We start from the raw sequence: 23,523 nt of genomic DNA, 5'->3' as shown, positions 1-23,523 counted from the left end.
CTCGAACTTGACAAATGCACTGAAGATAATTAATATCAAATTATAATTATTACAAACAATTGAAGGAGGAAATATTAATCATGTCTCTTATTGGAAAAGAAGTACTACCTTTTAAAGCTCAAGCATACCACAATGGTCAGTTCATCGAAGTTACAGACGCCGACTTCAAAGGCAAGTGGAGTATCGTATGCTTCTACCCGGCGGACTTTACGTTCGTTTGCCCGACCGAGCTGGAGGATCTGCAGAATCAATACGAAACGCTGAAGCAGCTCGGCGTTGAAGTGTACTCCGTATCGACGGATACCCATTTCACACATAAGGCATGGCACGATAGCTCGGAAACTATCGGAAAAATTACTTACGTTATGATCGGGGATCCTTCGCACACGATTTCCCGCAACTTCGAAGTGCTGAATGAAGAAGATGGACTTGCTGATCGCGGAACGTTTATCATTGACCCGGACGGCGTCATTCAAGCGGTAGAAATTAACGCCGGCGGCATCGGCCGTGATGCAAGCACTTTGATCAACAAGATTAAAGCTGCGCAATACGTCCGCAACAATCCGGGAGAGGTTTGCCCGGCGAAATGGCAGGAAGGATCTGCTACACTTAAGCCTAGTCTTGATCTCGTAGGAAAGATTTAAGGAGCGATAAATTATGGCACTGGACGCGGATATAAAAGCACAATTAGCACAATATCTTCAACTTATGGAAGGCGATGTAGTGCTAAAGGTCAGCGCGGAGTCCGATGCCGTATCCAATGACATGCTGGCTTTGGTCGATGAAATCGCCGGCATGTCATCCAAAATTACGGTGGAGAAAGCTCGATTGCCTAGAACACCTAGTTTTAGTGTAAATCGTGTGGGCGAAGACACTGGCGTGACGTTTGCCGGAATTCCTTTGGGACATGAGTTTACTTCCCTCGTGTTAGCTTTGCTGCAGGTCAGCGGAAGAGCTCCCAAGGTGGATCAAAACATAATTGATCAAATCAAAAACATTCCCGGCGAATATCACTTTGAATCCTACATCAGCTTGACTTGCCAAAACTGTCCTGACGTTGTACAGGCATTGAACTTGATGAGCATCCTCAATCCCGGCATCACGCATACCATGATTGATGGAGCGGCCTTCAAGGAAGAGGCAGAAAGCAAAAATATTATGGCCGTGCCGACGGTCCTCCTCAATGGAGAATTTTTTAGCAGCGGCCGCATGACGCTGGAGGAAATTCTCGCCAAGCTGGGGAACGCTCCGGACGCATCGGAATTTGAGAATAAAGCTCCCTTCGATGTGCTTGTGGTCGGAGGCGGACCTGCCGGTGCCAGCGCAGCCATCTATGCGGCGCGCAAAGGCATTCGTACCGGTATTGTAGCTGAACGCTTCGGCGGTCAGGTCCTGGATACTTTAGGCATTGAGAACTTCATCGGCGTTAAATATACCGAAGGTCCCAAGCTCGCGGCAACGATTGAAGAGCATGTGAAAGAGTATAACATTGACATCATGAAGACTCAGCGTGCCAAGAGTTTGCAGAAGAGAGACTTTATCGAGGTTGAACTTGAAAACGGCGCTGTCTTAAAGAGCAAGACCGTTATCATTTCGACAGGCGCCCGGTGGCGCAATGTCGGCGTACCCGGCGAGGCCGAGTACAAGAACAAAGGCGTGGCCTACTGCCCTCACTGTGACGGTCCTTTGTTCACCGGCAAGCACGTTGCGGTCATCGGCGGAGGAAACTCCGGTATTGAGGCCGCTATCGATCTTGCCGGCATTGTGAAGCACGTTACGGTTCTTGAGTTCATGCCAGAGCTGAAGGCGGATGCCGTACTGCAAGACCGTCTGTACAGCCTGCCTAACGTAACCGTCCTGAAGAACGTTCAAACCAAGGAAATCACCGGAGACGATAAAGTAAACGGCATTACCTACATCGAACGGGATACGGGAGCTGAACAGCATATTGAGCTGCAAGGCGTATTTGTTCAGATTGGCCTTGTCCCCAATACCGATTGGCTGGGAGATACCGTTGAACGCACTCGCTTCGGGGAGATCGTTGTCGATCGCCATGGTGCCACTAACGTTCCTGGAGTATTTGCTGCCGGCGACTGTACCGACAGTCCCTACAAGCAGATCATTATTTCGATGGGCTCCGGCGCTAATGCGGCCTTGGGCGCATTCGATTATCTCATCCGGAATTAATCGAACTAACTTATTAACATTCAGGAAGTCGCCTTAACTGCCTATCAGGCAGCATGGCGGCTTTCTTTTTTTCCTGGTTACAGCCCTCTTGTCCCTTGTCTCGGATTGCTTGCCCGGGAATCAATACAATGCCCCTATTCGAACCCGGTACATTACCGAGCCTCATAGGGGCATTTTTTACGACATAAGAATCTTTAAGTTCATTAAGTCTTATTACGGTCAGACCGCCGTCAAGCCGGGTTTGGACGCGGAATCGGCTTTTCTCGCAGCACTTTGCTCGACGATCAGGAATACCAATCCCATCAACGTTAGGAACGGCGCTACAATAGCCAGCATCGACAGGCTCAAATGCGTCACTACCAATCCGCCGATGAAAGCGCCAAGGGCGTTGCCGATGTTAAATGCCGATTGATTCAACGTACTGGCCAGGATGGGCGCATCTTTGGACACCAGCGTGCTTTTATACTGAAGTGAAGGGCTCATACTAAAACCGATCAGGCCAAATACGAAAACACCTGCAACCATGACCAAGCTGTGCTGTTGTATAAAATAGAGCAATCCGAAATAGAGCGTGAAGACGATAAATATTACGCGCAACGCTGTATTTAAATCCCGGTCGGCCAGCTTGCCCCCAATGATATTCCCCAGAGTAACGCCGATCCCGAATATAATCAAGATCAATGAAATCCACTTGGCTTCAATATGTGAAACATCTGTCAAAATCTTCGAAATATACGTAAAGTATGCAAAGACACTGCTAAAACCAAACAAAGTTACCATCAGGGTCAACCATAGTTTTCTATCCGTCAGCACTTTAAGCTCTGCAGATAACGGCACCCGATTGGTCTCATCCGCTTGCGGCACGAATTTGACAATGCCCAGCAGTGTAAACAATCCTATAATACTGATGATGACAAACGTCATCTTCCATCCAAAGTTTTGACCTATAAGAGTACCGAATGGAACACCGATAATATTGCTCAATGTAAGCCCGGTAAACATCAGAGCCATGGCGCTTGCTCTATATTGCGGTTTGACCATGCTCGCTGCAAGAATCGACCCGATGCCGAAGAAAGAACCATGCGCCAACGCCGTAATGACACGGCTCGTCATAAGCAAACTGTAGCTTGCGCTCAAGGCGCTGAACAAATTTCCAACAATAAAAATAATCATTAACAGAAGGAGCAGATTCTTTCGGTTTAACTTATACGTCAATATAACGATGATCGGGCCGCCAATGGCAACGCCAAGTGCGTAGCCGGTTATTAATTGTCCCGCTTGGCTGATGGATACGTTGAGATCCCCGGCGACATTGGGCAGTAAGCCCATAATAACAAATTCCGTCATCCCGATGGCAAAAGCACCCAGAGATAACATCCAGATAGCTATAGGATATTTTTTCATTGTGAGTGTCCCTTCTTGATGTCATACAGATTCAAATTATAGAAGAAGTCCAGCCGGGATACAAGACATGTTTACAAAGTCTTAATAATCAGAAACTACTCATTGCCTTCCAAAATAAAGAAGCAGCCAACGCCAGCCCATCCACAAATATACCTTATCAAATTAAAAATAACCTAACAGCGGACTAGGCCCACTAATTAGGTTAAAGGTTGCAAACACTCCTCGCTTTATATGAAGAGTTCCTGCGTTATAGGGCTTCTTCGTTCCTTCCCTGCCCTTCCCTATGCAGATTCAATCGCTGTTCCATTGAATCGACTGTACGCTCCGGAGAATTGCTGCGCTGCGCCTCAATGAATGTCGGCCTTGCGGAAGTAAAGGACGGTGGCGGTGAATCCGGCTATGGAGGTAATTATAATCGCCAAATACGAATAGGACGGCGGATACTCGGGAAAAAATGCATGGTCCCCTATCACATGTGCAGCCGACCAGGGAAACAGAGCGCTGTATTTTTTATCCGCCAGCGCCACGTTGATCATAGTAATTACCGATGTAAAAATAATCGTAGGCACATAATTTTTGAACAGAAAGGTAACAAACATCGTTGGAGTAGACAGGAGAAACAGCAGGCCGGCTCCAAGCGTATATTGTTTCAGCGATTGGAGTAACTCTCGCTGCCCAGGATCAGGAAGCGCCGCAATTGGGCTTTCACCCGGGCTATCAGTTCATGGATACTGAACGGTTTCGTAATATAATCATCCGCCCCCATGCCCAAGCCTAACACCTTTTCCGCCTCTTGATCCTTGGCTGTGAGCATAATAATGGGGATATTCGTTTGGTTCCGCAGTCTTCTGCATACCTCGATGCCATCCATCTTCGGCATCATCAGGTCCAACAGGATAAGATTATATGAATATTGCTCAAACAGGCGAAGGGTTTCCTCCCCATCGGCTGCCGTATGTACGCAATACCGTTCTCTTTCCAAATATTTTCTCACCAAATCTCTAATTTCCTTCTCATCATCGGCTACAAGCACCCGAATGGCTTTCATACTCTCACCCGTTCCTTACCGAAATTGGATTTCTGTCCTCCCAAGTATACACCAGGTTCGGCTGCGAGTTTAAGATTGGGCCATCGGCAATATTTCCACCAGAACGTCAGCCTGCCCGAAGGTAATCCTATGCGTCTTTCGATTTGCTTCTCGAAGGCAGGATACGCTGCTCTATTTGCACGTACCATCCAAGACATTTCGCCAACAAAGCCGACTTGGACTCAATCCAATAAACAAATACAGCCGAAAGGATGCCTAAACATGCACCTACAGCGATATCAACCGGGTAATGTACACCAACCCATACGCGGGAAACGGCCACACAGCAGGCAAGCACGAGCCACAACCAGCCCGACTTCTTGCGAAATAGCCAATAGGACATGCAAATCGAGAAAAACAAAATCGTGTGATCGCTCGGAAAGGAATTATCGATTTCGTGTTCGATAAGCTGGTTCACTTCGGGCAGCACGGCGAACGGTTGATTATGGTAATAGATCAGACCAGCCGTTTTCCCCAGAATTTCAGCAATGATGAAGGAGATGCCCCCTTGAAGAACCATCATTCTATTTTGTACCGAGCGAGTAATCCAGTAGATCATCATGCTTACCGCCAGAATATACACCATGTATTCGGCCAAGAAAACGACGGCGGGATTAAGAACCGAATACTGCTTGCCCAAGTCATTAATCCAGCGAAAAACATCCGAATGAAATTGGGAAATCATGCTGCAGCTCCTCCTTTTTTTTAAAGCTAGACTAGTTCAGTATAAAAAGGAGGTATTAATTGCAACTTAACAAATTCTTAATCATTTCTTAAAAGAAGGAATTTGCTAGGGGACAGTCAGTTCTTATTCTTGTTTTGTTTGTTTTCATGTGAAGAAATCAGCTTGCTCTCGGGCAGCAGCAAATAAAAGATAGCGATGATCATTAACATTCCGGCACTGAGCATTACCGTTGTCGTCCCCGCATACCGGCTGGCGACCCATCCGCCTATGGCCGGGCCGATCATAATGCCGATCCCTTCAATGCCGGAGAGAATGCCCCAGCCCATGCCCTTCTGCTCTTTGGGCACGGCATAAGAGAGAACCGCATTCCAGGCCGGAAGGACCGCCGAATAGGCCAGACCTAGCAATAACGCCAGCAGCATGGTCAGATAGACAGACCGGGAGCCAACCACCAGGTACAAGATGACCGTTAGCGAGAGAAAGCCGATTCCCAGCATCCTCTTATGCCCCCACCGGTCAGCCAGCTTGCCCATCGGAATCAGGAACAGGATGGCCCCCGCTCCTCCCAGCAGCAGCATGAACGAATATTCCGCCTGGCTCATTCCCAGATGCTCAGATACGAAGCTGGGCAGAATCGGCAGAAGCAGACCTGCGGCCATCATCTGCAGGATCATTCCCGGGAGCAGCCATTTCAGTCTGGCCAGACGGCTCCATAGTTGGTGTAAGGAAACGTCCGCCCTCTCCATTGGAGCCCTGTTCCTCTTCATCGTCCATAGCGAACAGACAAAACCGGCCGCAAGCAGAAGGATAAACAGAAAGAAGGATGCTGCATATCCTTGGTCCAGTGTAAAATTGACAAGGATCGGCCCGAGACCGAGACTTGCCATCCATATAGTGTAGATGGTCCCCATCTGTTCCGCCCGCTGATTCTCTTTGACTTGGCCGAGGCAAATCAGCCAGACGGGAGAAGCGCCGATTCCGAGCAAGGCCGAACCGGCAATCAAGAGCCATACATGCGTGCTATAGAAAAAGATTAAAAATCCGGACAGCATTATGACAAAAGTGGCCGGCAGCAGCCAGCGAAGCGGAAAGCGGTCCAGCAAATAACCTGCCAAGCCTTTAACGACCGTATCTGCGATATAATGAACCGAAACCGCCAGACCGACTATGGCTACCGAATGGCCGAGTGAACGGACGGCATAATTGGGCAGAAAAGAAAACAAAAAGGCACTGCGGACAAATTCCGTACAAAACAAAACGACAGCCAGGGTAAGAATGGACCGTCCGGCCTTAGGGATTGCAATCATCTCTAGCAGCACTCCTTTCCATAACCGGTTGAGCTTGAGCAACCAGCGGAAGCTGTAAACACAAATTGCAGGATATCCCCAGTATACCCGAGATGACCGCCGGAATTCCTCCCGCTTCATCAAATCTTAATGAATCGGGACTTCATTCTAACAGGACTCTGTCCATATTCAACCGCTCTATGATAATATGATAGGAGTGGATATGAGGAGGAACAGAAAATTATGGAGTTAATTATCGGAAACCGATATGTTCTGATAAAGCAACTGGTATCCTTGACTGAAGGATTTATATACAGCGCTAAAGATATGTCGCTTAGACGAGAGGTTCTTCTGTTTATAGCGAAGAAACCTTGGGAATCGGCGGCCGATGCCTATTTCAAATCGATCGGGGAAGCCGCACGGATAGATGACAACCGGTTCATCCCCATTCTTGACGCCGGAATAGATAAAGAATATGTATTTGTATCCCTGCATGCCTGTGAAGGGCAGCCGCTCATCAGCGTATTGGATCAGACTGTCCGGACTTCGCAGGATATCCTTGCCATTATTTTCGATCTGGGCCGGGGATTGCAGGAGGCCAAGGAGAATCATGCCGCTTTCTTTTCCGTTACGGCCGAGAATATATGGTCTCACAATGGTACCTACAAGTTTATTCAATATTGGTCGGAAGACGCCAAGAACCGGCAGGGTGTCAGAGGGCTGTGCTTTCTTCTTTATCAGCTGTGCGCGCGTTCTTCGGAAATCCCTGCCGACATTTACGATCTCGAGCAGCAAATTCGGACCAGCATGAAGGATTTGCCGGCGGCCCATCTGCAGAAACTGCTCGCTATCGTCCGGCGCGCCATGAACGGTGAGGAATCGCTGTCCGCATTTCTGTTTAATATGCACGAGCTTCTGATCGGGCAGGAAGCCCTTCCCCACTCTGGCCTTCCTCCGAAAGAAGCCGGCCCGATGGAGAAGCAGGAGCCGGTATTAACTGAGGAAGTCGATGAAGAGCCGGAAGAAGAGGCGGATGAAAAACCGGCCGGCAGAACACGCAACAAGACTTCCCGGAAAGTGATCTTTATAACCGGGCTGTCCTTTATTTGTCTTGTCCTGATTGCAGGAATCATGATCCAGAAGACGCGTGGGATTGATCATGCCCACGTTCGCCCTTCCCCTACCTCTACAGCAGGGAAGGATCAGAACCCTCCGAATAACAGCGGAGGCGAGCAGCAAGAGAAGCCGGCAGTCACACCAACCCCTAAGCCTAAAGAAGAGGATAAAGGGGCAAACGAGCAGCCAAACCCGGATTCAGATCAGCCGGCCGATGAAGATCAACAACCGGACCAGACAGGCAGCGATCCGGAGCAAGCAGAGGTTGCGGTGCCTGACTTGTTCGGCCTTACACAGCAAGAGGCGGAGCAGCTTCTGCTGTCGAAACAGCTAAAGTATAAATTTTTTATCGAAAATGACGATCATCCGCAGGGAACCGTGTTTAATCAGGAACCGGCAGCGGATGAGGAAGTTCCGAAGGGGACTAGAGTTACATTTTGGGTAAACCGTTAATGTGGTGTAGCTTCGACCAAAAAGCTCCTATCGAAGCTCTGTAGATACAAAAAAACTCACACCATGAAATTCCTTCATGGTGTGAGCCTCATTTAGATCTCCCGTTTAGCTTCCAGCTTGCGATTTACGAAAGCGTCAACTGCGGTTTTAATGACGGAGAAGACCGGGACGGCAACGAACATTCCGATAACGCCGAAGGTGCCGCCGCCTATCAGAATGGCCAGAATAACCCAGAGCGGACTGATGCCGACCTTGCTTCCCAGTATTTTGGGTCCCAGATAATAACCGTCGAATTGCTGAACCAGAAATACAAACAGCGCTACCCACAAAGCTTGCATGGGCGATACAAACAAAGTAATGACCGTTACAAAGATCATGCCGACCAAAGGCCCGAAGTAAGGAATGACGTTCGTAATGGTTATAACGACCGCTGCCAGAAGCGCATGAGGCGCTTGCAGCAGTAACAGTCCCAAGAAGCTTATCATGCCTACGATTAACGAGTCGAAGATCACCCCGGCGAAATATCTGGAGAAGGTTTGATCAATTCGTTTGACGGATTGAATGACCTGGTCCGCCTTATCCTCCGTCAGCAGAGCCTGAAGCAGCCTCCTCGCCCCGATAGCAAGCTTCTCCTTATCCTTCAGCATATAAATAGAGATGATCAGTCCAAGCACTAAACTGATTAACGTGGAGGTTAGCATAAATAACCCGGAAGCGATGTTGTTCAGAATCAGGCGAATAATATCGCTAATCTGATTCGATAGTGAATTGATGATTTCCTGTGCATGCTCGGCAATATTGTATCTCTGCGCCCATTCGTGTGTCAGAACCGTTTCCGTGACCCATACATTGGTTTTCTGTATATAAAACGGCAAGCTGGACAGCAATCCGGTGACGCTCTCAATAACTCCCGGAGAGACATAAGTAATGGAAATAATGATAAAGCCGAAGACGCTGGCATACACGATCGAAATACTGATCAGCCTTTTGAACCGGACCTTCGCCAGCTTGGATTCTATGAAATTAACAACAGGCCTTAGAAGATAAGCAATAAAAAAGGCGATGAAGAAAGGGTTCATCAGCTTAAGGATGGAAGAAAACCATTCCATTACCGAACCCAGGTTATTGACTAGTTTGAACAAAAGCAAAGAGATGATAAAAACGATAAAAAAATAAATAGTTCTTCTGTATTTTAGCACGAGGTCCCCCCTTACCCTTACTTCGGCTGGGGCTTCACTCCACCGCCATACCTTGGATATGTAAAATATACCTGATTTACCGGCAGCTTTTCAAGCAAATCGCACATTCCTGCAATCTTCCCCTGAAGCCCCTGAATTCACCTGCCAAGAACAAATAATATGACGCTTAAATGGGTATAATTGTCAGCGATGGAGACAAGCTATTTTGAGGACTCGTGTTAAAAGGGGGGTAATGTGTGGCTTTTATATGGAATGCACTGGTTATCTTGCTTTGCGGCTTTATCCTCTTAAGATTTATGGGGAAGAAAACCGTCGCCGAAATGACCGGACTCGAAATCATCACCTTGCTGGCCATGGCTTCGGTTACCGGACACGCCGTTGCGGAGGACGGGCTGTGGAAAACTATCGTTACCCTGGTTATTTTCGTAGCCTTGTTGATTGCCGTGCAGTATCTGGCCATGAAATTCAACTTGATAGAACAACTGTTTATAGGCAGATCGACTCTCGTTATTAAAGATGGAAAAATACTGACTCAGAATTTGAAAAAGCTGCGTATCACCGTTGATCAACTCGAAGCCAGATTGCGTGAAAATGGGATCTCTTCCTTCAGCGATGTCAAAACGGGAACGATCGAAATTAACGGAATGCTCGGGTATGAGCTGATGAGGCAGGCTAAGCCGGTTACCATTGGAGAATTGGAGCAAATCCTCGCCAGTCTTAATCTGATGCGGCCTAAGGAAAGATCGGAACCCAAATTAAATTTATTTGACGAGGTCGCAATGAATGAACACCGCCCTCCCGTTCAACCGGAGCTGGAGTAATTGTTGTACTGGACCTGCGCATCTTGGAGGCGAGCTTTGTCTCTAAAAAAGGACCCCATTCCCACTCCAGGTGGGATTAGAGGTCCTTTTTACTACATTATTGAGACTTGAAAATCACGCAAGGAAAGCCCGCAGCATCCATGCATCCTTTTCCAGCTCCGTCTGGAAATCAGTCAGCATATCAGCCGTCGGCCGGTCTCCAGCCTCATCTGCCTCAGCCGCAGTCTCTTTCAGTTCGCTTATCAATATGGAAACATCCTCGGCCAGCGTCCGGACCATTTGCTCCGCAGTTTCTCCACCTGCGGCCTCCTTCAGGGATGCCAGTCCCAGGCATTGCTGAAGGGTTACCGGCGGTTCTCCCTGGAGAGCCAGCACTCTCTCGGCCAAATCATCGGTATAAGCTGCTGCGCGATCATACCATTCTTCAAATTTCGCATGAAGAGTAAAGAAATGAGGCCCGCTGACTCTCCAATGATAATGATGCAGCTTGAAGTTCAACACCTGAAAATTTGCAATCTGCCGGTTTAATTGTTCGGTTATGTTCATTTGTTTACTCCTCCTTATGGATAATTGCAATAGATAATCATGAGCTTCTCTGATCAGATGATAACGATTATCAATTACATATTTATCTTAACATATAAGGAGTTTATTTTCAATAATTATTCTAATATAATAATAATTCTAAATAACAGATGGCTTTGCTTAATTTTTTGCCGATCTTCATACCGCTGGCCATCCCGGCTTATTGCTCTTTTACTACCCAGGAACGTCCTTTCCCATCGAAATAAAGACGGGCTTGCGGATTATTATTTATTTTAACATTAAACAGCTTCAATGCATGCTCGTCCACATTCAATAGCCGCCAATTCTCCTTTTCCTCTAACCCAAGGCCGGCCAGCATTCCGGCTGCCTCTTCGGGATGGATCTCCCGCTCCACCTCGGTATGCCAAGCCCCGTAATACTCTAATTCGTACTTATTAAGCTGTAAGCAGCTGAATATCTCGTTCGTTTCGCTATTCCAACATACATAAAGCATACGTCTCCTCCTCGCCTCCCACTGAGTATGCAAGTGCAAAGAAAGGCACCCCGACAGCAAAAGAGAGTGCCTTCCAACTATAAGATTTCTATAAAAAACTATATACTTGAGAAAATCGCGATCCAAGAAATGAGTGCCCTTCTATGCGCCTATAAAGCGGGATGCTCATGCTTCGCTTTCAGAATAGACCAGCGTCTCTCCACTTCCTCTTCGAAAGCCTTCAATGCCTCCGCATATTCTTCCTTTGCCATATGCTTCGTTTTGCCCATAGTTTTCAGCCAATCGGCCACCGGAATCCGCTTCTTCTTCTCCTCCGGATTGTACGTAATATTCGTTATTCCGCGCTCGACTTCATATAGCGGGAAGAAGCAGGAGTCGACGGCCGCTCCGACAATGTTCGAGCCTTCTCCGTCATCCGACAGCCAGTTGAGCGGACAGGCGATCAGAATTTTGCCGTAGACCAAACCTTCATTTTGCGCATACCACTGGGCCTTGGCCGCTTTGCGCACCAGGTCCTGGGGATAGGCCTCGGAGCCCGTAAACACGTAAGGAATATGAGTCGCCGCCATAATTTGCGCCGTATCCTTGTGATGGAACAGCTTCCCGCCCTGGAAAGAACCTACATTGGAGGTCGAGGTGCGATGGCCCATCGGGGTCGAATAGGACAACTGAGCTCCGGTATTCATATAGCCCTCGTTATCGTATTCCAGAATAATCATCTTATGATTGCGAAGCGCCGCCCCGATAGCCGGCCCCATGCCAATATCCATTCCGCCGTCGCCGGTAATCATGACGAACGTGAAATCATCCGGCAGGTTCAGATGCTTCAGCTCGCCTCTACGCTTCCTCTCCCAGAACATCTCCACGACTCCGGAAAGGGTAGCGGCCCCATTCTGAAACAGGTTGTGAATGTACGTCGCTTTATGAGAGGAATACGGGTAACCGGTCGTTACGACCATCGCGCATCCGGTATGGAACAGGGCTACAATATCGCCCTCGATTCCTTTAAAAAACAGCTCCAGACCCGAGAAAATCCCGCAGCCCGGACAAGCGCCGTGACCCGGGGCAATCCGCTTCGGCTTGCGGGTCAATGAGCGCAGCGGCGGCATCTTGACCGTCAGCTTGCCGCTTTGTTCATCCGGCTTAACCGTGATGAGACCGGTTTTCAGCTCCTCGAATTTCATCGGCTGCAGAACCCTCTTCGGGGCTTTGGCCGGGTCTCCGGGAGTATGCCCGAAATAATCGAACGGCACCTCCACCTTGCCTTTGGCGGCAGCATCCATAGCCAATTGAAAGAAATGGTGGCCATCCTCGGCGTAGAAATCTTTGCCGCCCAGACCATAAATGCGGCTGATAACCAGCGTATTCCGATTGCCGTAGGTAAACAGCGCCGCCTTCACTTCGTTCACCATATTACCGCCATGCCCACCGTAGGAATCGGCCCGGTCCCCGACCGTCACCGCCTTGACGTTCTGCAGCGCTTCGGCAATCGCCTTGGCCGGGAACGGGCGAATCATGTTGGGCGAGATGGAGCCGGCCTTCACACCCTTGGCCCGCAGTTGATCGACCACGTCCTTTATGATTTCGGCGGATGAGTTAAGCAGGAACACCGCGACCTCCGCATCCTCCATCCGATACAGATCAAGCAGCGGATAATCCCTTCCGGTCAGCTCATAATACTCCTTGCGAATCCGGTCATAGACCTTCTCTGCGTTATACATGGCTACCGATTGCTGATAGCAGTTATTGATATAGTCCGGCTCGTTCATATAGGGACCTACCGTAATCGGGTTGTGCCGATCCAGCGTATCCGGAAAGCCGCGTACCGGCTCCTCCCCGATAAATTTATGAACATCCTCGCGATGGGCGAAAGTCTGTACCTTGCGCTTCTGATGAGAGGTAAAGTAGCCGTCGAAAGCGACCAGAACAGGCAGCCGAACCTCCGGATCCTCCGCAAGCTTGATCGCCATGATGTTCATGTCATAGACCGCCTGCGGATCACGGCACATCAATATCGGCCATCCGGTATTAAGGGCATAGTATAAGTCGGAATGATCGCCGTGAATATCCAGCGGACCCGACACGGACCGGCAGACGAGATTCATCACCATCGGAAAGCGAGTGCCCGACTGCACCGGCATTTGCTCCAGCATATACAAATAACCGTTGGCGCTTGTCGCGTTGAACACCCGCCCGCCGGCCGTCGAAGCCCCGTAGCAGACTCCGGCGGACCCGTGCTCTCCGTCAGCCGGAATCAGTACGATATCATGCTGGCCGTTTGCTTTCATCAAATCAAGAAACTGGGCCACCTCCGTCGAAGGGGAAATCGGAAAATAACCCATTATATGATAGTTAATCTGATGTGCCGCATAGGCAGCCATTTCGTTTCCGGATTCGTATACAATCCTTTGCTCGACCTTCCCCTGACCCAATTCCTTCTTCAAATCCATAGCCATTGGTTGTTCCACCCTTCTCTCCATGAATGATCCAGGTCTCTATAGAAGCCCGTGAATCATTGAACATTACGCGCATCACTCGCCAAGCTTGGGCTTCCAATCGCTTACTTAGTAACTTTTCGTTGATCTTTCCTTAACGCAATTTCCTCACAAAGCCAGGTTAAAACGATGAGGCACCCGGTTCTGTTCCGCATAGCCCTCCTCTTCTCTCGCGCTGGCCAGCGCCTCCGTCGGACAAGCTTGAACACATTTCAGGCAGCCTTTGCAATACTGATAATCGATTCCCTGCAAAAACATTTGCGGCCGTCCCCTCCGGTCCTCCTGCTCTTCCCATACAAAGCAGAAATCCGGGCAAACATTGTCACAAGCGGCGCAATGAATGCATTTCTCCAGATCAAAGTGAGGCATCATTCCCGCCCGCGAAATGCTCAAATCCTTCAAAATACTGTTGCCCGGGTTCGTGATCGTCCCGCCCAGCGGCTGGGTGGCGTACCCCAGAAGCGGCGTGTCCTGACGAATATAGGAAGGCATCGCCTCACCCGGAGGCAGCTCGAAGGTTTGTGATTTCACTTCGTTGAAACCCCTTTCAAACGTGCGGAGCGCTGGTTGAACCGCTTGCGGGTATTTCTTTTCCAGCGACTTGCGGATCACCTGCTTCATCTGTTCCGGGTCCAGGAAAGGGCAGAGCTTGAACAGGCCGCCGAGCATGGCCATGTTGACCCGGTTCTTCTCCTCCAATGCAATTGTAATCGCATCGAGAACCGCAATCGTTCCGGCCTTCAAGTTCATTTTTTGCTTGAGCTGTTCGGGAGTTTTAGCTGAATTCACCAGGACCGGACTGTCTTCATATATGCCGCTGATGACATTGATGGTTTTGGACAAGGATTCGTGGAAGATGCCGACGATGTGAGGCCGTTCGATAGGTGTGGTGTCGCGGATATTGGTGGAATTATCGCAGAAACGGATGTGTGCCTTGACAGGGGAGCCTTTCTTTTCTGAGCCGTAGGAGGAAAAGCTGACGCCGTTCAATCCGGAGCCGATCACGCCTGCTTCCGCAAGCATTTTGCCAGCCAGGTTGGCCCCGAGGCCGCCAATCGATTCCAGCCGGATTTCGAAAAATCCGAGCTCATTCACTTTTGGCAGAGTAACCATTGCATTGCTCCTTTCGCAGGACAAGGTTATCTAAATATTTCGAATATTTGCTATATTTTTATATTAGCAGTTAATTCTCTTTAATCAACCATTATTTGTTACAGGAATCTAAAAAACAAGCCCGATTGGGAGAAAATGTGCGGTTAAGCTGCGGCTTACGAATTTAATTATCATAATTAATTATTAATGTCATTAATATTAAACAGTACTAACCATGTATCCTCCCTCTTCCCCGATTAGGTCGCGGCAGTTCAGTTAAGTCGAGTGATTATGAAGCTTCATGCCTTGAGTCATATAAATTGCGAAAATACAGGAATTTTTGCTCTAGATAGCCCCGATCGCCACTCCAATAAGCAGAAAGAAGTACTTTTGCGTCCAACTGCCCCAGAACAGGCTCATAAAAGAAGTACTCTCAGGCTTTATGCCGCTGCCGATTATCAATCCTAAAGTCCCATTAAGGGGAGATAGATCCTATTGGACCATCTCCCGACCATATGGGCAGCAACGCCGTTCCAGTTGCATGGTTCCCGCATATTCCCTCTTCCAATATTACCTTCTATAAACAGATTACCTGTCTACGCCTATGGACTATTACTCTTCAGATGCCGCCGTGTATTACAGCTTAAATTTGGTTCGTCGGGCAAACTCTTACGGGGCGCAGCTGCAGTTGAGCACAGGCTTGCGGGAGGCCAAGGCTTCGTCCAGCCTCTGTACTACCGTCGTATACGGAGCATTCTTGACCCTTTCGGGATCGTGCTCCGCCTCCTGAGCAATCTGAATCATTGCCTCGATAAAGCCGTCCAGCGTCTCCTTGCTTTCCGTTTCCGTCGGCTCGATCATGATGCATTCCTCGACGTTGAGCGGGAAGTAAATCGTCGGCGGATGATAGCCGAAATCCAGCAGCCTCTTGGCCATATCCAATGTACGCACTCCATGCTTCTTCTGGCGGTTGCCGGACAGTACAAATTCATGCTTGCACTTCCGGTCGTACGGCACATCGAAATAGGGAGCAAGCTTCTTCAGCATATAATTGGCATTCAATACGGCATTTTCCGATACCTGGCGCAATCCTTCCCCGCCATAGCTCAATATATAGACATACGCCCGCAATAAAATGCCGAAGTTGCCGTAGAAGCTTTTGACCCTGCCGATGGAATGCGGGAAATTGTAATCCAGGAAGTAGCCCCCGTCTTCTCTGCGGGCTACGATCGGCGTCGGCAGGTACGGGATCAGCTTCTCCTTCACCCCGACCGGCCCGGCTCCCGGACCTCCGCCCCCGTGAGGGGTGCTCATAGTCTTGTGGAGGTTGAGATGCACCACATCAAACCCCATATCTCCGGGTCGGGTTATTCCCATAATGGCGTTTGCATTAGCGCCGTCATAATAAAGCAGCCCTCCAGCCTGATGCACAATGTCGGCTATTTCGGCAATGTGCTCCTCGAATAAGCCGAGCGTGTTCGGATTCGTCAGCATCAGCGCTGCCGTATCCGGGCCCGCTTCTTTCCGCAGGGCATCCAGGTCCACCAGCCCCCTCGAATCGGAAGGGATGGTGACCGCTTCGAAGCCGGCCACGGCAGCGCTTGCCGGGTTGGTCCCATGGGCCGAATCGGGAACAATCACCTTGGTCCGCTTCTCCCCTCGGCTTTCATGGTAGGCGCGGATCATCATCAGCCCGGTCCATTCTCCATGTGCTCCGGCCGCAGGCTGCAGCGTTACCTGATCCATGCCGGTAATTTCCTGCAAATCCTTCTGCAGCCGGTATAATACTTCCAGGGCGCCCTGAATGGACTCCTCCGGCTGGTAAGGATGAATTTTCGCAAATCCCGTCATTCTTGCCGCATCCTCGTTGATTTTCGGATTATATTTCATGGTGCAGGAGCCCAACGGATAAAATCCGTTGTCGATCCCGAAATTGCGCCGCGATAATTCCGTATAATGCCGGATGACATCGACTTCATAGACCTCCGGCAGCTCTGCCGGCTGCTTCCTTAACAAAGAGGCCGGAATCAGGGAAGCCGGATCGGCTTCCGGCACATCGCACGGAGGCAGGGAATAACCGATCCGCCCCGGTCGGCTCAGCTCGAAAATCGTAGCCTTGTCATGCTTTTCTCCACTGCCGCTCATAGCAATCCCTCCAATGCAGATGTGAATGTTTTGATTTCTTCCCGGCTCCTCTGCTCGGTAACAGCCACCAGCATATGATCCGCCAGCTCCGGGTAATCCCGCCCCAGATCGTAGCCGCCGATCATTCCCGCCTCAAGCAGTTCCCGATTGATCCGCCGGACATCACAGCCCCTCGGCAGCCGGATGACGAACTCGTTAAAGAACGGAGCGGAGAAGGCCAGCTTCATCCGGCCGGAGGAACCGATCGTCTGCGCGGCGTAGTGCGCCTTCTGCAAATTAAGCCGGGCTACCTCGCGAATGCCCTGCTTGCCCATCGTCGATAAATAGACGGATGCGCAAAGAGCCAGCAGAGCCTGGTTCGAACAAATGTTGCTGGTCGCTTTTTCCCTGCGGATATGCTGCTCCCGCGCCTGCAGTGTCAGCACATAGCCCCTTCGGCCCTGGCGGTCTACGGTCTGCCCGACGATTCTTCCGGGCATCCTCCGCATCCACTGGGCGGATGCGGCAAAGTATCCGCAGGTAGGGCCGCCGAGTGCAGCAGGTATGCCCAGCGGCTGAGCGTCTCCCACTACCAGATCCGCCCCCAGATGGCCCGGCGCTTCCAGCAGACCGAGCGCCAGCGGATTGCTGCTTACGACCAGCAGCCCTTTCACTTGATGAATAAGCGGCTCGATCGCCCGAATATCTTCCACGCAGCCGAAGAAGTTGGGCGATTGCACAAGTACGGCGGCCGTCTCCTCATTGATAAGCGAAGCCAACTGCTCTATATCGGTGATCCCATCCCGGTAACCGGCCTCAACGACCTCCACGTTCAAGCCCTTGGCTGTCGTTCTCAGAATTTGCTTGGCTTCGGGATGCACTGTGCTGGAGACGACGATACGCTTGCGCCGGGTCGCCCCGACGGCCAGGGCACCGGCTTCGGCGAGAGCCGTCGCTCCGTCATACATCGATGCATTGGCTACAGCCATCCCGGTCAGCTCGCAAATATAGGACTGAAACTCGAAGATCGCCTGCAGCTCGCCCTGGCTGATCTCCGGCTGATAAGGAGTATAGGCGGTATAAAATTCCGACCGGGAAATGACATGCTGAATCACGACCGGAATATGGTGATCATAAATTCCCGCCCCCAGAAAACAGGGATACCGGTCGAAATCCGCATTCTTGGCGGCCAGCCCGCGCATGTACCGCAGCAGTTGCGGTTCGCTTAACGCTTCGGAAACCTTCAGCTTCCCCTGGTATCGGATACCGGCGGGAATATCGGCAAACAGCTCTTCAACGGAAGCAATTCCGATTTCGCTCAGCATCTCTTGGCGATCCTGTTCCGTCAAAGGCAAATAACGGTGCATCATCCATTCAAGCTCCTTTTATCATTAATTTGAATAAGCTTGGGCTATTTTTCGGCTTCTTGTCGCCTTGTTTTATTTATTCAAAATACTGCTACAGAAGGGGACGCATGGCCCAAAGACGAGCAAAAGTGCATTGGAATCTCGCCTTTTTTCCTAAATTGAGCGAAAGACGCTCAAATCTGCATGTCTTTTCGGACAAAATGAGGCGATTCCCCTAAAATCGGCCAAAAGACCTGCACAATCGCTTTAGAATCAGCCTTACGCGGATTTCCCCCCAAAAAGACGTGCACTTTTGCTCTAGAATCAGCCTTACGCGGATTTCCCCCCAAAAAGACGTGCATTTCTGCACGTCTTTCTCCCAACCTGAGCAGCGACCTTCCACAGTATCTCTTCTTAGCCTGGGTAGTGAACTTCCACAATTATCTCTTCTCAGCCCGAGCATCGACCTTCCACAGTTACCTCTTCTCAGCCTGAGCAAGGACCCTCCACAGGATTCTCTTCTCCCAACCTGAGCAAGGAACCTCCACAGTATCTCTTCCCACCCCGAGTAGCGACCTTCCACAGTCATCTCTTCTTAGCCTAGGTAGTGAACTTCCACAGTCATCTCTTCGCAGCCCGTCGGCAGTTACCTGCTTCTCTTATAAAACGGCGTCGGCACGATGACCGCTTGAAGCCGTTTCCCTCTCACTTCAACGGCAACCTCTGTTCCGATGGACGCATACTTCCGGTCGATCAATGCCAGGCCGACATTCTTCTTTAAGGTCGGAGACTGGGTGCCGGTCGTCACCTCTCCTATCCGGACATCCCCGCAATAAACCGGGTAGTGGCTTCTTGGAATTCCCCGGTCTATCATTTCTATGCCGACGAGCTTGCGCGGGGCACCGTTCGCCTTCTGCTCCGCCAGAACATCGCGTCCGATAAATTCTCCCTTCTCCGGTTTAACGAACATTCCGAGACCGGCTTCAACCGGAGTAGTCTCCGGGGACAGCTCCTGGCCGTACAGAGGAAGCCTCGCTTCGAAACGGAGCGTGTCCCGGGCTCCCAAGCCGGCCGGAACGAGGCCGTCATCTCCGCCGGCCTTCAACAGCTCCTCCCAGAGCGTAATGGCATCGCTGCTGCGCACATACAGCTCGAAGCCGTCTTCCCCCGTATACCCGGTTCTGGACAGAAGCGCCTGGATTCCGGCGATGCGAATATCCTTCCGGAAATGAAAAGGCTTTAACCCGGAAAGGGGGGCCTCCGTCACCTTCTGTAAAATGGGCTCGGCCTTCGGCCCCTGCAGAGCGAGCAGCGCGGTTTCCGACGATATATCCTTCCACCGGACATCGCCCGAGAGCTGTGAATCTATCCACGCTATATCCTTGTCGATATTGGCAGCGTTGATCACCAGCATGTACTCTTCCCCGTGAAACCGGTAAACGATCAAATCATCGACGACCCCGCCATCCGGATAGCACATAAAGCTGTACTGCACTTGGCCATCCTCCAGCTTCGACAGATCATTGGTCGTTATCCGCTGGAGAAAGCGGAACGCATCCGGTCCGGTCACCAGGACCTCTCCCATATGAGAAACATCGAATAATCCCGCCTGCCGGCGCACCGCATGGTGCTCTGATTGGATCCCGGCAAATTGCACGGGAAGCTCCCAGCCTCCGAAATCAATGACCCGTGCCCCGTATTTTTCATAAATAGGGTGCAGCGGTGTTCGTTTCAGCATAAACTTTGACCTCCAATCGCTTGATCGCTCCCGCCGCGCTCTTGTTCAAGACGGATTCCAAATCATATGAAATCTGTTTGGCCAAGATAGCGCATTCTTTCCATACATAAAAAAACAGAGCGGAAAGAACACAACCCGACGGCTGCGTTCCTCCGCTCTGTCCTTTTACCTGAGAGTTACCCCCGGGCTCCTAGATCATGAAGCTGGGGTTTCCCCTTGGGTGACCTGCAGCAACTTGCGCGCAGGCTCTCTCCAGAGATGCGTCCGGTGCAGGTCCTTTTGCCTGAGAGATTCACCCGCGGGCTTACTCCTTCGGCGTTACTGATTCCGGCTCCGCCGGCAGTAATCTCTCCCTTGCACCTTCATTCGCCCATATGTGTCGTCGCTTACGAAAATGCCCCTGAATGGGGATTTATACCATTATTATTCCACATCCTGCTTTTTTGTCAACCCTCTCTGCCGTCCTTGACACCGGTTCTTTAAGTATAATAAGCTAGTAGCGAATCCGTTAGAAGTGCGCCTGGTGTTTCCGCGCACTATAATGATGTTGTACGAATATGCGTAAAGCGAGGGATTTTCGATGAGCGAGATCAAATCCGGTTTATACTACAGCAAAGAACATGAATGGGTCGAGAAGCTCGACGGAAACAAGGTGAGAATCGGCATCACCCACTTCGCCCAGAATCAATTGGGCGACATCGTATTCGTGGAGCTGCCTTCCGAAGGAGATGAGATTCATGCCGGGGACAGTACGGGCAGCGTAGAATCGGTCAAGACCGTATCGGACATCTACTCTCCCGTCTCGGGCATAGTGATCGCCGTAAACAGTGAACTGGATGACTCCCCGGAGCTGGTTAACTCCGATCCTTACGGCAAGGGCTGGATGTTTGAAGTGGAGCTGAACAGCGAGGACTCGCTTGCCGGACTTATGAATGCCGACGAATATCGGGAATTTACCGACGGCGAGGAATAAATTCGTATCAACTTCCGCTGACGATCGATACAAGCATAAACGGCTGCCACCGTCCGTTGGACAGGCGAAATATAAGAACAGGTATAAGGTGAAGCTTATACTTTCTTATATTTTGAGAAAAACCGCCTCACGAGGCGGTTTGTTTTGTTGCCGGGAATGAGATCCCGCCAAGCAAATTATTTTCTCTGCCCGGGATGAAGTACGGCAACATATACTTTACCCTCCCGCACAATCGGTTCGAAGACATCGATCGGCCGGGGAGGAGGTCCTCCAATGTGGCGTCCTGTGTTATCATATTCTCCCCCATGGCATGGACATATGAAAGCCAACCCCGGTTTCTCTAATCTGTCTTTATCCGAGGCGGTCGTCACATTACAGCCAAGATGCGTGCAAATCGGCGACATAATGAGAAGTTCGCCGTCCTCCGAACGGGTGACATAGACGAAGCCGTGACGCTTCTGTTTAACCCACCCATCCTCTATCTCGACGTCGTATTCGACCTTCACCGTATCCTTTATATCGGAAAAATCGGACTCCTCCCCAAGGAGTGCCAGGTTGGCCGGTTTCATCTCCTGCTTCGGCTTCCGCGCAGCGCTGCTGCTCTTAGCCCCCAGATAGAATACGGTGCCGGACAGCGCCGCATAACCGGTGATCCCGAGCACCAGCTTGCCGGCCGTCCCCAGAAATCGGCGGCGGCTGATTTTTATCCGTTGGCCGGAGTTTTCCATGTTCGTCACCTCCCAATAGTCATCCATATTCTATTTTACCTGTTCGGCTGTCCGGAAGCTCAATCGTTTTTTGAACATTCCGAGAATTCGCGGCATTGTCTTTATAAAAATTTAATCCAGTCGCCCCTTCATCTTCCCGCGGGATGTATAGAAGTCCGCTTGTGCGGGGATGGTATAGGTGATTTCCGCCAATTTTTACTAAAGGAGCTTGAAATCTATGTCTGACGAAAGAAAACCTGATCTGACAGACGAGCAAAAAATAACCGGCCAAACCGCTTTTGAAACTGCCGGCATCCCGACTCCTCCCGACCAGGAAGACATGGGGGCCACCGATGGAATCAGCGAGGTTGTGGAAGCCATCTTGGACAATATCGAGGACAACCTGTTCCCGGCATCGGAGGATGAGGAGCGGCCTTGGAGAAACCGTAAGTAGCAGAGAGACAAGACCGTGCGAAACCCGCACAAAAAAAACCGCCTTCAGACCCTAACGGCGTCATCAGCGGTTTTTTTACATATATAGATAAAATGGCGTCAGAAGCTATGATTGGCGAACTCGGGATTCTGCCTGAAGCATTCTTCCATGACGGCAATTTGCTGGCGGACCTGCTCAGGTGTAATCTCCAGCGGTTGCCCGTTGGCTAACGAATTATAGAGCATCGTGTAGAACTTCTTGCCCATCTGGTCAAAGAATCCCCCGTCCTCCTGGGACAGATCCCAGCTTTCCTCGTACCACTTAAGCTCTTCTCCGCAATATGCGGGCGTGCCGTCGGCATTGCTCAGCGGCTCACTGACCAGGCTTTGCTCCGGCGCTTCCTCAGGCTTGTAATACTTCCAATCCAGATGCTGGATCGACCCTTTAATCCCGCCGAGTGTCCCTTGAACGTTATAGGTTCCTTCCGGATAAACGCAGCAGGAGGAAATCTCTACATCGATCGTAGGTCTTCCGTTTCCATGCAGGATCAGCTTGACATAATCCTCCGCATCTCCGAAAGAGTTCGCCCGGTCCATCATGCAGGTGACCTTCGGCATGACATCGTTGCCGTACAGCTGAAGAGCCTGGTCGACCGGATGCGGCCCCGTATTGAGCAGATTGCCCCCGTTCTTCTCCTGAAGCGTCTGCCAATCCCATCTTCTGGCAAAACCATTATAAGAGATGCTTACTTGAACGACCCGGCCAATCACCCCGGAGTCGATAATTTGACGAATTTTCTCGAAGGCGGGAGAATAACGGGATTGCTGGTATATGGCCAACAGCTTGCCCGAATCCTTCGAAGCTTCGATCAGCTTGTCCACATCGGCCACTCTTCTGGCGAGAGGCTTTTCGCAGAGCACGTTGAAACCGCTGTTCAGACACTCCAACGATACCGGAACATGAAGCTGGCTCGGCGTTGCATTGATGATCAGATCCAGATCCTTCCGTTGGAACAAGTCACGATAGTCGGCGTAAGCATCGCAGTTCAACTCAGCCTCCGCTCTTTGTCTGCGATCTTCCATAGGGTCGGATACGGCGACGATCTGATACAGTTCCGGAAGCTTTTTAATAATATAAGCATGAATATCGCGTCCGCTTCTGCCCTGACCTATGATCCCCACTCTTAATCGTTTCATTAGGTGCAACCTTCCTTTACTGGATTGGATTTTTACCTATCTTCTACCATAGCAACGGAAGAACGGATTGACAAGCCTTTTCTGGGGGCAAATTCAATTTCCCCTTGTCTTTAATTTGTCTGAAAAATATATCCCGAAGCAG

At 50.4% G+C, this 23,523-nt stretch carries 19 protein-coding genes, 2 pseudogenes and 1 riboswitch; of the genes and pseudogenes, 6 read left to right on the top strand and 15 right to left on the bottom strand.

All coding sequences use genetic code 11. From position 1 onward, the window contains the following. The first annotated feature begins 80 nt into the window (after nt 1-80). Nucleotides 81-644, top strand: coding sequence for an alkyl hydroperoxide reductase subunit C (ahpC, locus tag ACFQ03_RS14405; protein WP_144933774.1), 564 nt, complete (start codon nt 81-83; stop codon nt 642-644). A gap of 13 nt (nt 645-657) precedes the next feature. Next, complete coding sequence (gene ahpF, locus ACFQ03_RS14400) at nt 658-2,187, top strand: alkyl hydroperoxide reductase subunit F (protein WP_144933773.1); 1,530 nt, start codon at nt 658-660, stop codon at nt 2,185-2,187. Nucleotides 2,188-2,406: 219 nt separating this feature from the next. Here the strand turns inward: ahpF and ACFQ03_RS14395 are convergent, their stop codons facing one another. The 5 genes and pseudogenes from ACFQ03_RS14395 to ACFQ03_RS14375 form a co-directional block, all read right to left on the bottom strand. Continuing rightward, nucleotides 2,407-3,591, bottom strand: a complete 1,185-nt coding sequence (locus ACFQ03_RS14395; protein WP_150960232.1) for an MFS transporter — start codon at nt 3,589-3,591, stop codon at nt 2,407-2,409. A 347-nt stretch (nt 3,592-3,938) separates the two neighbouring features. After that, nucleotides 3,939-4,256: pseudogene (locus ACFQ03_RS14390) on the bottom strand (ABC transporter permease); the annotation flags it as partial. Next, nucleotides 4,247-4,639, bottom strand: a pseudogene (locus tag ACFQ03_RS14385) (response regulator transcription factor); the annotation flags it as partial. The pseudogenes ACFQ03_RS14385 and ACFQ03_RS14390, both read right to left, overlap by 10 nt. 127 nt (nt 4,640-4,766) lie before the next feature. Next, on the bottom strand, nt 4,767-5,363 hold the full coding sequence (locus tag ACFQ03_RS14380; protein ID WP_379288963.1) for an undecaprenyl-diphosphatase: 597 nt from the start codon (nt 5,361-5,363) through the stop codon (nt 4,767-4,769). 116 nt (nt 5,364-5,479) lie between these two features. Beyond that, complete coding sequence (locus ACFQ03_RS14375; protein WP_379288961.1) at nt 5,480-6,670, bottom strand: MFS transporter; 1,191 nt, start codon at nt 6,668-6,670, stop codon at nt 5,480-5,482. A gap of 222 nt (nt 6,671-6,892) precedes the next feature. Here ACFQ03_RS14375 and ACFQ03_RS14370 point away from each other — a divergent pair, with 222 nt between their 5' ends. Then, a complete protein-coding gene (locus tag ACFQ03_RS14370; RefSeq protein WP_150960224.1) occupies nt 6,893-8,218 on the top strand; it encodes a Stk1 family PASTA domain-containing Ser/Thr kinase in 1,326 nt (441 codons plus the stop codon). Between the two features lie 92 nt (nt 8,219-8,310). On the opposite strand, the gene ACFQ03_RS14365 is transcribed toward ACFQ03_RS14370, so the two are convergent. Then, nucleotides 8,311-9,417 (bottom strand): AI-2E family transporter, encoded by a 1,107-nt coding sequence (locus ACFQ03_RS14365; RefSeq protein ID WP_144933769.1) that lies wholly within the window; start codon nt 9,415-9,417, stop codon nt 8,311-8,313. Between the two features lie 236 nt (nt 9,418-9,653). Between ACFQ03_RS14365 and ACFQ03_RS14360 the strand changes: the two genes are divergently transcribed. Further along, complete coding sequence (locus ACFQ03_RS14360; protein WP_225312757.1) at nt 9,654-10,238, top strand: DUF421 domain-containing protein; 585 nt, start codon at nt 9,654-9,656, stop codon at nt 10,236-10,238. Between the two features lie 114 nt (nt 10,239-10,352). Here the strand turns inward: ACFQ03_RS14360 and ACFQ03_RS14355 are convergent, their stop codons facing one another. The 7 genes from ACFQ03_RS14355 to gcvT form a co-directional block, all read right to left on the bottom strand. Continuing rightward, nucleotides 10,353-10,784 (bottom strand): Dps family protein, encoded by a 432-nt coding sequence (locus tag ACFQ03_RS14355; protein WP_379288959.1) that lies wholly within the window; start codon nt 10,782-10,784, stop codon nt 10,353-10,355. A gap of 199 nt (nt 10,785-10,983) precedes the next feature. Then, nucleotides 10,984-11,277 carry a hypothetical protein gene (locus ACFQ03_RS14350; RefSeq protein ID WP_379288957.1) on the bottom strand — a complete coding sequence of 98 codons (294 nt, stop codon included), beginning with the start codon at nt 11,275-11,277 and terminating at the stop codon, nt 10,984-10,986. Between the two features lie 149 nt (nt 11,278-11,426). Further along, nucleotides 11,427-13,733 (bottom strand): thiamine pyrophosphate-dependent enzyme, encoded by a 2,307-nt coding sequence (locus tag ACFQ03_RS14345; protein WP_144933766.1) that lies wholly within the window; start codon nt 13,731-13,733, stop codon nt 11,427-11,429. A gap of 147 nt (nt 13,734-13,880) precedes the next feature. Then, nucleotides 13,881-14,885, bottom strand: a complete 1,005-nt coding sequence (locus ACFQ03_RS14340) for a 2-oxoacid:acceptor oxidoreductase family protein (protein WP_379288955.1) — start codon at nt 14,883-14,885, stop codon at nt 13,881-13,883. A gap of 648 nt (nt 14,886-15,533) precedes the next feature. After that, on the bottom strand, nt 15,534-17,009 hold the full coding sequence (gcvPB, locus tag ACFQ03_RS14335; protein WP_379288953.1) for an aminomethyl-transferring glycine dehydrogenase subunit GcvPB: 1,476 nt from the start codon (nt 17,007-17,009) through the stop codon (nt 15,534-15,536). Then, complete coding sequence (gene gcvPA / locus ACFQ03_RS14330) at nt 17,006-18,358, bottom strand: aminomethyl-transferring glycine dehydrogenase subunit GcvPA (protein WP_379288951.1); 1,353 nt, start codon at nt 18,356-18,358, stop codon at nt 17,006-17,008. Before gcvPA ends, gcvPB begins: the two co-directional genes overlap by 4 nt. 622 nt (nt 18,359-18,980) lie before the next feature. Continuing rightward, nucleotides 18,981-20,072, bottom strand: coding sequence for a glycine cleavage system aminomethyltransferase GcvT (gcvT, locus tag ACFQ03_RS14325; RefSeq protein ID WP_379288949.1), 1,092 nt, complete (start codon nt 20,070-20,072; stop codon nt 18,981-18,983). A gap of 262 nt (nt 20,073-20,334) precedes the next feature. After that, a riboswitch (glycine riboswitch) is annotated at nt 20,335-20,437 on the bottom strand. Between the two features lie 215 nt (nt 20,438-20,652). On the opposite strand from gcvT, the gene gcvH reads away from it, so the two are divergent. After that, nucleotides 20,653-21,045, top strand: a complete 393-nt coding sequence (gene gcvH, locus ACFQ03_RS14320; RefSeq protein WP_144933761.1) for a glycine cleavage system protein GcvH — start codon at nt 20,653-20,655, stop codon at nt 21,043-21,045. Nucleotides 21,046-21,221: 176 nt separating this feature from the next. On the opposite strand, the gene ACFQ03_RS14315 is transcribed toward gcvH, so the two are convergent. After that, on the bottom strand, nt 21,222-21,773 hold the full coding sequence (locus ACFQ03_RS14315) for a QcrA and Rieske domain-containing protein (protein WP_379288947.1): 552 nt from the start codon (nt 21,771-21,773) through the stop codon (nt 21,222-21,224). Nucleotides 21,774-21,990: 217 nt separating this feature from the next. Between ACFQ03_RS14315 and ACFQ03_RS14310 the strand changes: the two genes are divergently transcribed. Further along, complete coding sequence (locus ACFQ03_RS14310) at nt 21,991-22,206, top strand: hypothetical protein (protein WP_144933759.1); 216 nt, start codon at nt 21,991-21,993, stop codon at nt 22,204-22,206. 98 nt (nt 22,207-22,304) lie between these two features. Here ACFQ03_RS14310 and ACFQ03_RS14305 read toward each other — a convergent pair whose 3' ends face one another. Continuing rightward, nucleotides 22,305-23,381, bottom strand: coding sequence for a Gfo/Idh/MocA family protein (locus ACFQ03_RS14305; protein ID WP_379288945.1), 1,077 nt, complete (start codon nt 23,379-23,381; stop codon nt 22,305-22,307). Nucleotides 23,382-23,523 lie beyond the last annotated feature (142 nt).

It is taken from the genome of Paenibacillus residui, from assembly GCF_042677205.1.
Classification (GTDB): domain Bacteria; phylum Bacillota; class Bacilli; order Paenibacillales; family NBRC-103111; genus Paenibacillus_L; species Paenibacillus_L residui.
This window is presented reverse-complemented; position numbering and strand designations above follow the sequence as displayed.